11 protein-coding genes are annotated in these 13256 nt (G+C 73.1%); 8 read left to right on the forward strand and 3 right to left on the reverse strand.

What is annotated here, in order from left to right; genetic code table 11:
* Positions 1-14 precede the first annotated feature (14 nt).
* The 3 genes from ACZ64A_RS14160 to nudC all read left to right on the forward strand — a co-directional run bounded on the left by ACZ64A_RS14160 (position 15) and on the right by nudC (position 6101).
* Positions 15-3527 carry a UvrD-helicase domain-containing protein gene (locus tag ACZ64A_RS14160; RefSeq protein WP_469810452.1) on the forward strand — a complete coding sequence of 1171 codons (3513 nt, stop codon included), beginning with the start codon at positions 15-17 and terminating at the stop codon, positions 3525-3527.
* Between the two features lie 55 nt (positions 3528-3582).
* Entirely contained in the window at positions 3583-4986 is a 1404-nt protein-coding gene (locus ACZ64A_RS14165) for a dipeptidase (protein ID WP_469810454.1), read from the forward strand.
* Between the two features lie 173 nt (positions 4987-5159).
* Positions 5160-6101: an NAD(+) diphosphatase gene (nudC, locus tag ACZ64A_RS14170; protein ID WP_469810455.1), complete on the forward strand. Its 942-nt coding sequence runs from the start codon at positions 5160-5162 to the stop codon at positions 6099-6101.
* A gap of 77 nt (positions 6102-6178) precedes the next feature.
* Here nudC and ACZ64A_RS14175 read toward each other — a convergent pair whose 3' ends face one another.
* Positions 6179-6421, reverse strand: a complete 243-nt coding sequence (locus ACZ64A_RS14175) for a mycoredoxin (RefSeq protein WP_003992805.1) — start codon at positions 6419-6421, stop codon at positions 6179-6181.
* Between the two features lie 186 nt (positions 6422-6607).
* Here ACZ64A_RS14175 and ACZ64A_RS14180 point away from each other — a divergent pair, with 186 nt between their 5' ends.
* From ACZ64A_RS14180 to ACZ64A_RS14200, 5 genes are all read left to right on the forward strand, one after another.
* Entirely contained in the window at positions 6608-8827 is a 2220-nt protein-coding gene (locus ACZ64A_RS14180) for an ATP-dependent DNA helicase UvrD2 (RefSeq protein WP_469810456.1), read from the forward strand.
* 206 nt (positions 8828-9033) lie between these two features.
* On the forward strand, positions 9034-9318 hold the full coding sequence (locus ACZ64A_RS14185; RefSeq protein ID WP_469810821.1) for a hypothetical protein: 285 nt from the start codon (positions 9034-9036) through the stop codon (positions 9316-9318).
* Positions 9319-9488: 170 nt separating this feature from the next.
* A complete protein-coding gene (locus ACZ64A_RS14190; RefSeq protein ID WP_469810457.1) occupies positions 9489-9854 on the forward strand; it encodes a WhiB family transcriptional regulator in 366 nt (121 codons plus the stop codon).
* Positions 9851-10177: a hypothetical protein gene (locus ACZ64A_RS14195; protein WP_469810458.1), complete on the forward strand. Its 327-nt coding sequence runs from the start codon at positions 9851-9853 to the stop codon at positions 10175-10177. The genes ACZ64A_RS14190 and ACZ64A_RS14195 overlap by 4 nt, the downstream gene beginning before the upstream one ends.
* Positions 10178-10357: 180 nt before the next feature.
* Positions 10358-10579 (forward strand): hypothetical protein, encoded by a 222-nt coding sequence (locus ACZ64A_RS14200; protein ID WP_469810460.1) that lies wholly within the window; start codon positions 10358-10360, stop codon positions 10577-10579.
* A 34-nt stretch (positions 10580-10613) separates the two neighbouring features.
* Here the strand turns inward: ACZ64A_RS14200 and ACZ64A_RS14205 are convergent, their stop codons facing one another.
* On the reverse strand, positions 10614-11984 hold the full coding sequence (locus ACZ64A_RS14205; RefSeq protein ID WP_469810461.1) for an ABC1 kinase family protein: 1371 nt from the start codon (positions 11982-11984) through the stop codon (positions 10614-10616).
* The gene (locus ACZ64A_RS14210; protein WP_469810463.1) at positions 11977-13203 is read right to left on the reverse strand and encodes a TOMM precursor leader peptide-binding protein; all 1227 of its coding nucleotides are present in this window, start codon (positions 13201-13203) and stop codon (positions 11977-11979) included. Before ACZ64A_RS14210 ends, ACZ64A_RS14205 begins: the two co-directional genes overlap by 8 nt.
* Positions 13204-13256 lie beyond the last annotated feature (53 nt).

A 13256-nucleotide genomic window follows, 5' to 3' on the forward strand; every position in this document is an offset into this window, starting at 1 on the left:
TAGCCTCTCTCGATGTGTCCGCACGTATCACCGATCCCGAGCAGCTCAAGGAGCTCCTCGGCATCCCGTTCACCCCGGAGCAGACGGCCTGCATCACCGCGCCGCCCGCCCCGCAGGTGATCGTGGCCGGCGCCGGGTCCGGCAAGACGACGGTGATGGCGGCGCGCGTGGTGTGGCTGGTCGGCACCGGCCAGGTCGCCCCCGAGCAGGTCCTGGGCCTGACGTTCACCAACAAGGCCGCCGGCGAACTCGCCGAACGCGTCCGTAAGGCACTGATCAAGGCAGGCGTCACCGACCCCGACGTCATCGACCCGGACAACCCGCCCGGCGAGCCGGTGATCTCCACCTACCACGCCTTCGCCGGCCGCCTGCTGACCGACCACGGCCTGCGCCTCGGCCTGGAGCCGACCTCCCGCCTGCTCGCCGACGCCAGCCGCTACCAGCTCGCCGCGCGGGTCCTGCGCGAGGCACCCGGCCCCTACCCGGCGCTCACCCGCTCCTTCCCCGACCTCGTCAGCGACCTGCTCGCGCTGGACGCCGAGCTGGCCGAACACCTCGTACGCCCCGAGTCGCTGCGCGCCCACGACGCCGGACTGCTGCTCACCCTCCAGGGCGCCAAGCTCTCCAACGCCGACCTGCGCAAGGTCCCCGAGACCGCCGCCGCCCGCCGCGAACTGACCGACCTGGTCCGGCGCTACCGCAGCGCCAAACGCGAACGCGATCTGCTCGACTTCGGCGACCAGATCGCGCTGGCCGCACAGCTCGGGGAGCTGCCCGAGGTGGGCCGCCTGCTGCGCGAGGAGTTCCGCGTGGTGCTCCTCGACGAGTACCAGGACACCTCCGTCGCCCAGCGCGTGATGCTCGCCGGTCTCTTCGGCGGCGGCAGCGGGCATCCGGTCACCGCCGTCGGCGACCCCTGCCAGGCCATCTACGGCTGGCGCGGCGCCTCCGTCGCCAACCTCGACGACTTCCCCGACCACTTCCGCCGCGCCGACGGCCGCCCCGCCACCCGGCAGGCGCTCAGCGAGAACCGCCGCAGCGGCGGCCGCCTCCTCGACCTCGCCAACCACCTCGCCGAGCCGCTGCGCGCGATGCACGCGGGCGTGGAGGCCCTGCGCCCGGCCCCGGGCGCCGAACGCGACGGCATGGTCCGCTGCGCCCTGCTGCCCACCCACGCCGAGGAGATCGACTGGATCGCCGGCTCGATCGCCCATCTCGTCCACACCGGCACCCCGCCCGGGGAGATCGCCGTCCTGTGCCGTACGGCGAACGACTTCGCCGAGATCCAGGGCGCGCTCGTCGCCCGTGACGTCCCCGTGGAGGTCGTCGGCCTGTCCGGCCTGCTGCACCTGCCGGAGGTGGCCGACCTGGTCGCCGTGTGCGAGGTCCTCCAGGACCCCGGCGCCAACGCCGCCCTGGTGCGCCTGCTCACCGGGCCGCGCTGGCGCATCGGCCCCCGCGACCTGGCGCTGCTCGGCCGGCGCGCCCGGCGGCTCGTGTCCCCCACGCGCGTGGGGGACGGTGACGACCCGGACCGGCGCCTCGCCGAAGCGGTCGAAGGAGTCGACCCCGCGGAGGTGATATCCCTCGCGGACGCCCTCGACACCTTCCTGGAGACCCCCCTGGCGGAGGGCGACGACGGGCTGCCGTTCTCGCCGGACGCGCGCGTGCGTTTCGCCCGCCTCGCCGCCGAACTGCGCGACCTGCGCCGCTCCCTGTCCGACCCGCTCATGGACGTCCTGCACCGGGTCCTCGCCGTCACCGGCCTGGAGGTGGAGCTGTCGGCGTCCCCGCACGCGCTGGCCGCCCGCCGCCGCGAGACGCTGTCCAACTTCCTCGACGTGGCGGCCTCCTTCGCCGCCAACGACAGCGAGGCCACCCTGCTGGCGTTCCTCGGCTTCCTGCGCACCGCCGCCCAGTACGAAAAGGGGCTCGACAACGCCCTGCCCGGCGGGGAGAACACCGTCAAGGTGCTCACCGCGCACAAGTCCAAGGGCCTGGAGTGGGACGTCGTCGCCGTGCCCGGCCTGGTCACCGGCACCTTCCCCAGCGGGCAGGGGCGCGAGAAGTGGACCGCGCAGGCCAAGGTGCTGCCGCACGCCCTGCGCGGCGACACCGACACCCTGCCCGACGTGCCGGCGTGGGACGCGCGCGGCATGAAGGCCTTCCACGAGGCCATGAAGGAGCACCAGCACACCGAGGAACTCCGTCTCGGCTACGTCACCTTCACCAGGCCCCGTTCCTTGCTGCTGGGCTCCGGCCACTGGTGGGGCCCCACCCAGAAGAAGCGGCGCGGCCCGTCCGACTTCCTGCTCGCCCTGTACGAGCACTGCGCCGCCGGGTACGGCGAGATCGAGGTGTGGGCGGACGAGCCGGAGGAGGACGAGGAGAACCCCGCCCTGCAGCGGGCCGGGATCGAGCAGGCATGGCCGCTGCCCCTGGACGAGGCCGCCCTCGCCCGCCGCCGGGCCGCCGCGGAGACGGTCCTCGCCCACCTCGACGCCCTCGCCGCGGGCGAGGCGACGGCCGCGCACGACCCGGACACCTACGACGACCCGGACTGGCCGCTGCCCCCGGACGAGCCGCCGTACGACGAGCCGCCGTACGACGAGCTGCCCGGCGAGGACCCGGCCGACGGTGAGCCGCCGTACGACGAACCGGGCCCGTTCCCGGACGACGCCGACTGGGACGCGTGGCCCGCCGAACGTCCGACGGTGCCCCATCAGGCGACGGCGACCGAGCCCCCGGCCACCACCGGTCCCCGGGCCGGCGAGCCGGCCCCGCACGGCCCGGCGCAACCCCACGAGGATCCCCTCACCCCTGAGGAGGCCCGCGTCGTCGCGTCCTGGGACCGCGATCTCGACGCCCTCACCGGTGAGCTGCTGCGCGCCCGTGAGGCCGTCACCGACGTACCCCTGCCCGCGTCGCTGACCGCCTCGCAGCTGCTGCGCCTGGCCGCCGACCCGGACGGTTTCGCGCAGGAGCTCGCGCGGCCCATGCCGCGTCCGCCGCAGCCCGCCGCCCGCCGGGGCACCCGCTTCCACGCGTGGGTGGAGGCGCGCTTCGAGGCGCTGACGCTGCCCCTGCTGGAGCCGGACGAGCTGCCCGGCAGTGATGCCGAGATCGCCGACGAACGCGACTTGCAGGCCCTCAAGGACGCCTTCGAACGCACCGAGTACGCCCACCGCACCCCCTACCGCGTGGAGGCGCCCTTCCAGCTGTCCCTGGCCGGACGCGTGATCCGCGGCCGGATCGACGCCGTCTACAAGAACGGCGACGGGGACGACGCGACGTACGAGATCGTCGACTGGAAGACCAACCGCCACCGCGACGCCGACCCCCTCCAGCTCGCCGTCTACCGGCTGGCCTGGGCCGAGCAGCAGGGCGTCGATGTGGCATCGGTCACGGCCGCGTTCCTGTACGTGCGCACCGGGCAGGTCGTGCGGCCGGACGATCTGCCGGACCGGGCCGCGCTGGAGCGGCTGCTGACGGCGGAACCGGCCGCCGAGGCCGTCACGCGCACGTGAAGGTGTGACGAACCGCCCAACCAGGATGTCACTCGGTGCCGATAGGCTCGTGACCATGAGCCAGACCCCGGACAGCGCCGTCCGCCAGTACATCGAGCAGCACCGTGCCGCCTTCCTCGACGACCTCGCCGCGTGGCTGCGCATCCCGTCCGTGTCGGCTCAGCCCGACCACGCTCACGATGTACGACGCAGCGCCGACTGGCTCGTCGCTCAGCTGAAGGAGACCGGCTTCCCGACCGCCGAGGTCTGGCCGACCGAGGGCGCGCCCGCCGTCTTCGCCGAGTGGCCCTGTGACGACCCCCACGCCCCCACCGTCCTCGTCTACGGCCATCACGACGTGCAGCCCGCCGCCCGCGAGGACGGCTGGGACACCGAGCCGTTCGAGCCGGTCGTGCGCGACGGCCGCCTGTACGCGCGAGGCGCCGCCGACGACAAGGGCCAGGTCTTCTTCCACACCCTCGGAGTGCGCGCCCATCTCGCCGCGACCGGCCGGACCGCCCCGGCCGTCCACCTCAAGCTGCTGATCGAGGGCGAGGAGGAGTCCGGCTCCCCGCACTTCCGCGCCCTGGTCGAGGAGCGCGCCGCCCGGCTCGCCGCCGACGCGGTGATCGTCTCCGACACCGGCATGTGGGCCGAGGACACCCCGACCGTGTGCACCGGCATGCGCGGCCTCGCCGAGTGCGAGATCCGTCTGCACGGCCCGGACCAGGACATCCACTCCGGTTCCTTCGGCGGCGCCGTACCCAACCCGGCCACCGCCGCCGCCCGCCTGGTCGCCGCCCTGCACGACGAGCACGCACGCGTGGCGATCCCCGGCTTCTACGACGGTGTCGTGGAGCTGACCGACCGCGAGCGCGAGCTGTTCGCCGAGCTGCCCTTCGACGAGCAGCGCTGGCTGGGCACGGCCAAGTCGCACGCCGCCCACGGCGAGGCCGGCTACTCCACCCTGGAGCGCATCTGGGCCCGCCCCACCGCCGAGGTCAACGGCATCGGCGGCGGCTACCAGGGCCCCGGCAGCAAGACGATCATCCCGTCGTCGGCGATGGTGAAGCTTTCCTTCCGGATGGTCGCCGGTCAGGACCCCGCCCACATCGAGAAGGTGGTCCGTGCCTGGGCCGCCGACCAGGTGCCCGCCGGGATCCGCCTGGAGATCACCTTCGGCGGCGCCACGCGCCCGTGCCTGACCCCGCTGGACCACCCGGCGCTGCGGTCCGTCGTACGGGCCATGAGCCGCGCCTTCGAACAGCCCGTCCGCTTCACGCGCGAGGGCGGCTCCGGACCGGCCGCCGACCTTCAGGAGGTCCTCGGCGCCCCGGTGCTCTTCCTCGGCATCTCCGTCCCGTCCGACGGCTGGCACGCCCCGAACGAGAAGGTCGAGCTGGATCTGCTCCTCAAAGGCGTCGAGACCAGCGCCTACCTGTGGAGCGAGCTCGCGGCCGGCCTGCGCGATGCGCCCTGACGCCGGCGCAGCCGCCCGGACGCCCTCGCGCCGGGGGCACACTGTAGGGACCGCCCGCCGAGCCCGCCCGGACCCGGTCGCCGCATGCCGTACGAACCGCTGAACCACCGCCGTACGAACCGCTGAACCGCCCGCCGACCCAAACCGTTCCACCGGGGGAGTTGGAAGCACCCGTGACCACCTGGACCGACCGCACCGCAGACCGACCCATCTCGCTCACCGCGCCCAGCGGCATCGACCGGGCCGCCCACCACCGGCTCGACGAGGCCTGGCTCGCTGCGGCGTGGAGCCACCCCTCGACGCGCTGTTTCGTGGTCTCCGGCGGCCAGGTCCTCATCGACGAGACGCCCGACGGCCGCACCGAGCTCGTCATGACGCCCTCGTTCGAGGCCCCCCTCACCGAGGCGCACCGCTACTTCCTCGGCACCGACGAGGACGGCGTCAGCTACTTCGCCCTGCAGAAGGACGCGCTGCCCGGACGGATCGACCAGTCCGCGCGCCCGGCCGGCCTGCGCGAGGCCGGGCTGCTGCTCTCCCCCCGCGACGCGGGGCTGATGGTGCACGCCGTCGGCCTGGAGAACTGGCAGCGCACCCACCGCTTCTGCTCGCGCTGCGGCGAGCGCACCGTCATCGCCGCCGCCGGGCACATCCGCCGCTGCCAGGCGTGCGGTGCCGAGCACTACCCGCGTACCGACCCGGCCGTGATCATGGCGGTCACGGACGAGGAGGACCGCATCCTGCTCGGCCGGCAGGTGCACTGGCCCGAGGGCCGCTTCTCCACGCTGGCCGGTTTCGTCGAGCCCGGCGAATCCATCGAGGCCGCCGTGCGCCGCGAGGTCCACGAGGAGGTCGGTGTCAGCGTCGGGCCCGTGGAGTACGTCGCCAGCCAGCCCTGGCCGTTCCCGTCCAGCCTGATGCTCGGCTTCATGGCCCATGCCACCTCGACCGCCATCGACGTCGATGGCGACGAGATCCATGAGGCCCGCTGGTTCTCCCGCGACGAGCTGACGGCCGCCTTCGAGTCCGGCGAGGTCCTGCCCCCCTACGGCATCTCCATCGCCGCCCGCCTGATCGAGCTGTGGTACGGCAAGCCGCTCCCGACGCGCGGCGTGTGACGCACCGAGGGCGGCCCCTGAGCTCTCTCAGGGGCCGCCCTTCGTGCGTCTGTAGCGTTGCGGGATCCGCAGAGCGGTCAGGCGCCGATCTTCTGCTTCACCTGGGCCAGCGACGGGTTCGTCAGCGTCGAACCGTCCGGGAACAGCACGGTCGGCACCGTCTGGTTTCCGCCATTCGCCTTCTCCACGAAAGCCGCGGACTCCGGGTCCTGCTCGATGTTGATCTCGGTGTACGCGATGCCCTCGCGGTCCATCTGGCTCTTCAGCCGGCGGCAGTAGCCGCACCACGTGGTGCTGTACATCGTCACAGTGCCCAGCATGTCTTGGCGCTCCTTCGGCGGGCTCGGGGATCAGGTGCTCGCTGAGGGGAGAACGTACGTGAGGGGGCCGCCATTCCCACAGGCGGTACCGGCCCGGAGGTGACGCCGGTCGCATTGATACGACTGCGAGCCCCTGCCTGTGGACAACCGCCGCACCCGCCCCGGGCGACCTGGCAGCATGGCCATGTGACAGCAGCAACGCATTCCCCCCTCTTCCCGCAGGTACCGGACTCGGCCGACGCGGTGCTCGAAGGGCTCGACCCCGAGCAGCGCGAGGTGGCGACCGCCCTGCACGGACCGGTGTGCGTGCTGGCCGGAGCCGGGACGGGCAAGACGAGGGCGATCACCCACCGCATCGCCTACGGGGTGCGCGCCGGCATCCTCCAGCCCTCCAGCGTGCTCGCCGTCACCTTCACCAACCGGGCCGCGGGAGAGATGCGCGGCCGGCTCCGCCAGCTCGGCGCCCAGGGGGTGCAGGCCCGCACGTTCCACTCCGCCGCCCTGCGGCAGCTGCAGTACTTCTGGCCGAAAGCGATCGGTGGCTCCATGCCCCGGCTCGTCGACCGCAAGATCCAGCTCGTCGCGGACGCGGCCGCCGCCTGCCGCCTCCGCCTCGACCGCGGCGAGCTGCGCGACGCCACCGCCGAGATCGAGTGGTCCAAGGTCACCCAGACCGTCCCCGCCGACTACGCGGCCGCCGCCGCCAAGGCCGGCCGCGAGACCCCGCGCGACCCGGCCGAGATCGCCCAGCTGTACGCCGCCTACGAGGACATCAAACGGCAGCGCGCGGTGATCGACTTCGAGGACGTCCTGCTGCTGACCGTCGCCGTGCTGCAGGACCGGCAGGACATCGCCGAGCAGGTGCGCAGCCAGTACCAGCACTTCGTCGTGGACGAGTACCAGGACGTCAGCCCCCTCCAGCAGCGCCTGCTGGAGCTGTGGCTCGGCGAGCGGGACTCCCTGTGCGTCGTCGGCGACGCCAGCCAGACCATCTACTCCTTCACCGGTGCCACCCCCGACCACCTGCTCGACTTCCGGCTGCGCCATCCCGGCGCCACCGTGGTCAAGCTGGTGCGCGACTACCGCTCCACCCCGCAGGTCGTCCGGCTCGCCAACGGCCTGCTCGCCCAGGCCAGCGGCCGCGCCGCCGACCACCGCCTGGAGCTGGTCTCCCAGCGGGCGCCGGGCCCGGAACCGGTCTTCGCCGAGTACGCCGACGAGCCCGCCGAGGCCGAGGGCTGCGCGCGCCGCATCCGCGAGCTGCTCGACGCCGGCGTCCCGGCGAGCGAGATCGCCGTGCTGTTCCGCACCAACGCCATGTCCGAGACCTACGAGCAGGCCCTCGCCGACGCCGGCGTGCCCTACCAGCTGCGCGGCGCCGAGCGGTTCTTCGACCGCCCCGAGGTGCGCAAGGCGGGCATGGCCCTGCGGGGCGCCGCCCGCTTCGGCGGGAACGACTCCGCCCTCGACGAGGCCGTGGACCTGCCCTCCCAGGTGCGGGCCGTCCTCTCCGGCGAGGGCTGGACCACCGAACCCCCGGCCGGCTCCGGCGCCGTGCGCGAACGCTGGGAGTCACTGGCCGCGCTGGTCCACCTCGCCCAGGACTTCGCCGCCGCCAGGCCCGGCGCCACCCTCGCCGACCTGGTCGCGGAGCTGGACGAGCGGGCGGGCGCCCAGCACGCCCCGACCGTGCAGGGCGTCACACTCGCCTCCCTGCACTCCGCGAAGGGCCTGGAGTGGGACGCCGTCTTCCTGGTCGGTGTCGCCGAGGGCATGATGCCGATCACCTACGCGCGCACCGACGAGCAGATCGAGGAGGAGCGCCGGCTGCTCTACGTCGGCGTCACCCGCGCCCGCGAGCGCCTGTACGTCTCCTGGGCCCTCTCCCGCTCGCCCGGCGGCCGTCCCAACCGCCGCCCCAGCCGGTTCCTGGACGGGCTGCGCCCCGGCTCGTCCGGTGCCGCCGGCCGTGGCGGCGCGGGCGGCGCGGGCGGCGTGGAGCGGGGCTTCGGCAGCGGCTCCCGTACGGCGGCCGAGCCCGCGCCGCGGCGCAGGGCGCGCACCCCGGCGCGCTGCCGGGTCTGCGGGCGCACCCTCACCGACGCCGGTGAGATGAAGCTGATGCGCTGCGAGGACTGCCCCTCCGACATGGACGAGGGCCTGTACGAGCGGCTGCGGGACTGGCGTGCGGAACAGGCCCGGCTCAGCGGCCAGCCCGCCTTCTGCGTCTTCACCGACCGCACGCTGATGGCGATCGCGGAAGCCGTGCCCGACGACGAGCGGGAACTGTCACGCATCCCCGGCGTGGGCGCCCGCAAACTGGGCCGCTACGGCGCCGACGTCCTGGCCATCTGCGCAGGCCGCGACCCGGGCGAGGACGGGGCGGGAGAAGAGATCGACGACTGATCCGAACTCGTCGAAAAAATAGTTTGCGCATGCCCCAGCAATCCCCATAGGTTCTTAGGCACGGGAACAGCGGCCTTCTCAAAGGCCCTGACGCCGTGTTGTACTTGCATATCCGTTGGACTGGTTCATCCCAGTCCTTGAGACGCCGAGAGGAGGCGAGTCCAGTGACCAGCATCAACGCCAACTACACCAGCACCACGGCCAAAATGACCGATCGCTCGACCGTCTCCCTGTGCATGCTCGGCGCCTCGATCCAGGGCACCGGTCTGTCCGGCATCCGTGCCGTGCGTCCGGCGTCCTGCGTTGCCCCCGCGGGTCTTCCTGTCCGCGAGCGCAATGAGCGACCGACCAAGGCACTGGAAGCGGCAGTAACGGCACAGGCGCAGGCCTATGCCTTTACGGCGACCGGTGCCGGTATCCGGAAGCAGACGACGCACCACCACCTGATGTGGGCCTTCCGTGGGCCAGAACCCTGGAGTGATCCAGCCTGATGTGATCAGGCCGGCGCCTTCAGGGCCGCGGAACCCCATCCGGGATCCGCGGCCCTTCTGTTTTTCCCCGAACGGGGACGGCAGAGCGAAGGGGCCCGGGACAAGAAAAGACCCGGTACCAGCCGCCAACCGGCCAACAGGCCGGAACGACCAGACGAGGAAGACGATCCGTGCAACTCGAAGCGCACGCCCCGTCCGTACCGCCTTCCGACACGATCCCCAAGCCCGGCTCCACGGAGGACCCCTTGACCCCGCTCACCGCGCTCACCGCGCTCGACGACGCCATCGAGAACCTCGGCGTACCCGTCCCGTGCCGCTCCTACGACCCGGAGGTCTTCTTCGCCGAGTCGCCCGCGGACGTGGAGTACGCCAAGTCCCTGTGCCGCACCTGCCCGCTGATGGAGGCCTGCCTCGCCGGCGCCAAGGAGCGGCGTGAGCCCTGGGGCGTCTGGGGTGGAGAGCTGTTCGTGCAGGGTGTCGTCGTCGCCCGGAAGCGGCCGCGTGGCCGCCCGCGCAAGAACCCGGTCAACGCATGAACACCATCGCAGGAACGATCGACCGCCCCCTCACGCACGACCCCCAGAAGCAGGCCCCGATGAAGCCGTCCACCAGCGAGCCCAGCGGCTCCGCGATCGAAGACGTCACCACCGCCGGCGCGACCGACGCGCGCCAGAACAGGACCCGAGAAATGCAACTCATCCCCGAAGCCCTGGCCCGTGCCCATATGCACGAGCGACTGCGGGAGGCCGAGCAGGACCGGCAGGCCGTGCGCCTGGCGGCCGCCCAGCGCATGCAGCGCCGGGCCGAGCGCGCCTCGCTGCGCGCCCGCCGCGCGCTCGCCATGGCGGTCATGCACTGACGGCCCGTCCGTCATGACGGCCGGTCCGTCACGCATGCGCCGCGCAGCGGCACTCCTGACAGCAGCGGCCTCCCGTACCGGGAGGCGTGGCTCCCCGCGGGGGCCGGTCCGTCCCGCACGGACCGGCCCCCGCGGGCGTTGTACCCGGCGATCATCCGGCCCGGGCGCTATCGTCGCCGGATGACGAGCCTTCCCGGCAGCGGTGACAGGGGCAAAGGTGACGGCTCCGCGGCGGAGCCCCGGCCTCCGGTGTGTGCCCGCTGCGGAACCACGGCCACCGAACCCCAGCCCACCACGTGGACCTTCTCCGTGGAGAACGGCGTGCGCCGCTACTTCTGCGACGCCTGCTCGCGGGAGAATCTCCGCGCCATCGAGGGTCGCCTGGACTCCTCCTGGTGGTGACGGGGCCGGCCCGTCCTGACTCCGGTGCGCGCCCCTACGCCTGCGCCGCCGGCTTCTCCTCGTCCGTCGTGTCGTCCGGGACGAACCCCGGCAGCCACTCCTCCAGCTCCTCGCGCATGCGGACCGTCGCACCCAGCTGGCACAGCACGCCGATGGTGCTCAGCGTCACCCGGTGTATCAGCAGATACGCGGGCGGCAGGTTGAGCCGCTTGCCGAGCTGGTAGGCGGGGGAGCGCGGGTCGGCGACCCGGGCGGCCTGGCTGCGCATCCAGCCGCGGCTGAAGGTGAACTCCTCCACCCGGGCCGGCTCGATGATCGGCAGCAGGTAGTCCAGGACCGCCTCCGGATCGAGGTCGATCGACTCCTTGACGAAGCCCTCGGCGCACAGCAGCTCATAGACCGATTCGGCGTCACCGTCGAGCGTCATCCGCAGGGAGTCGCCGATCGGTGTGGGCAGTCCGCCCGGCAGCCGGTCGACGGTACCGAAGTCCAGTACGCCCAGGCGCCAGTCGTCCTCGCCGTCCGGGCCGCCCGGCAGCAGCCGGAAGTTCCCCGGGTGCGGATCGGCGTGCAGCAGACCGGTGCGGGCGGGGCCGGAGAACAGGAAGCGGGCCAGCAGCTGCCCGGCGCGGTTGCGCTGCTCCGGCGTGCCGTCGGCGATCACTTCCGACAGCGGGACGCCGTCCATCCACTCGGTGACGAGGACCTGCTCGCACTGGTGGACCACCGCCGGCACGACCACGTCGGGATCACCCGCGAACTCCTCCGCGTGCGCCTGCTGGGCCTGGGCCTCCAGGCCGTAGTCCAGCTCCTCGGAGACGCGGTCCTTCAACTCGGTGATCAGCGGCTTGATGTCCATGCCGGGCACGAGCGGACCCAACAGCCGGGCGAAACGGCTCAGTTGGTTCAGGTCGGAGAGCAGCGCCTCCCCGGCTCCCGGGTACTGCACCTTGATCGCGACCTCGCGGCCGTCGTGCCACACGCCCCGGTGCACCTGGCCGATCGAGGCCGCCGCGGCCGGCTTGTCCTCGAACTCCTCGAACAGCTCGTGCCAGTCCTCGCCGAGCCGCTCGCGCAGCACGGCGTGCACCGTGCGGGTCGGCATGGGCGGCGCCGCGTCCTGCAGCTTGGTCAGGGCGGCCCGGTAGGGCCCGGCGACCTCCTCGGGCAGCGCCGACTCGAAGACGGACAGCGCCTGCCCGAACTTCATCGCACCGCCCTTCAGCTCGCCGAGCACCTTGAACAGCTGCTCCGCCGTGCGCTGCTGCAGCTCACGGCCGACGATCTCCGCGGACTCGCCCACGATCCGCTTGCCCAGCCCCCAGGTCGCCCGGCCCGCGAAGCCGAGCGGGAGCGCGGCGAGCTTGGCGGTCCGGGTGACCGCCTTCCGAGGAAGATCAGACATGCGCCCTCCAAGTCCCTGCCGGCCGCGCCGCGCGTGCCTGACGGCGTACCCGGATCGACGACCGATGCACAGCCATTGTCTCGTGCGCTTCCCCGTCCTCTAAGACCCGTTCCCCCTCGGCTTTCGCGGGGCTTCGCCGGGCCGCGGCGCAGGGGCACTCCGGATGGGGCCACACCGGTCGCGCGTGCCACTGCAGCCCCGGCAAGGACACCTCCCAGCGAGTGTCCGCCGCGGCGATGGAGCGGCGGTCGAGGAAGGCGAGCGCGTGGGCGGCGGCCAGCCCGGCGACGGTGGTGGCGAGAGTGAGGTCACAGGGCCGCACGGGCCGCTGCCGCCCGGAACGCCACTGGGCGATCATGCGGGGCCAGGCCGCGTCCCGGTCGGTGCGGTCCCGGTCCAGACAGCTCGCGCAGGCACTCTCACCGGGCAGGACGAGGGGGCCGACCACACCGGTCGCCTCCACCACGCCCGCGTACAGGTGAGGGGTGCCGGAGGCGACGAGCGTGTCCGCCGCGGACGGGGCGGGCGCGTGGACGGCGACGTCGTCCCGCGGGGCGATGATCACCAGCGACAGCACCGGCTCGTCGTCCCCGAGGCGGGAGCGCGGGGTGCGGCGCGGCGGCCGGTCGGGGGCGGCGCGGCGTGCGGCGCGGCGGGCGGCCTCGTCCCTGCGCTCACCGACCGCCTCCACGGGCACGCCGCCGGGCGCGACGTCCCACGGCTCGACGCGGCCGGTGTCACGGACGTCGACCTCGCCGACGCCCGCGGCGGACAGCAGTGCGGCCACGGCCGACCCCACGCGTCCGGCTCCGCGCACCTGTACTCGCAGACTGCGGCGGGCGGCGAGCGACGAGATCGCCTCGCCCGGTTCGGACGTCGTCAGCGACAGGGACTCCAGGTCCGGCCGCAGCCGGTCGAGGACGTCCTTCTTGGCCCGCAGCGCCGCCGCGGCCCGGCCGCCGCCGCGCGCGTCGTCCAGCAGGCCGGCCCGCGCGAGCCGCTCCACGAGCCGGTCGACATGGCCGGCGGGCAGATCCATGCGGGGGGCCTGCTCCCGCAGCAGCGGCAGCCCGCGGGTGCCGTCGAGCAGTTCGAGGAAGCTGCCGGTCGCCGTGTCGACCGGGCCGAGCGTCATGGCGTGCGTCGGTGTCATCCCGAACTGCACGGTGTTCAGATCGCGCCAGCCGCGCCGCAGCGCGGGTTTCACCACTGGATGCATGACAGGCCCCCGTAGCCCGAGAAGGTCGGCAAGGTCACAGACAAGAACACGAA

The organism is Streptomyces sp. NPDC104814, from assembly GCF_055583185.1.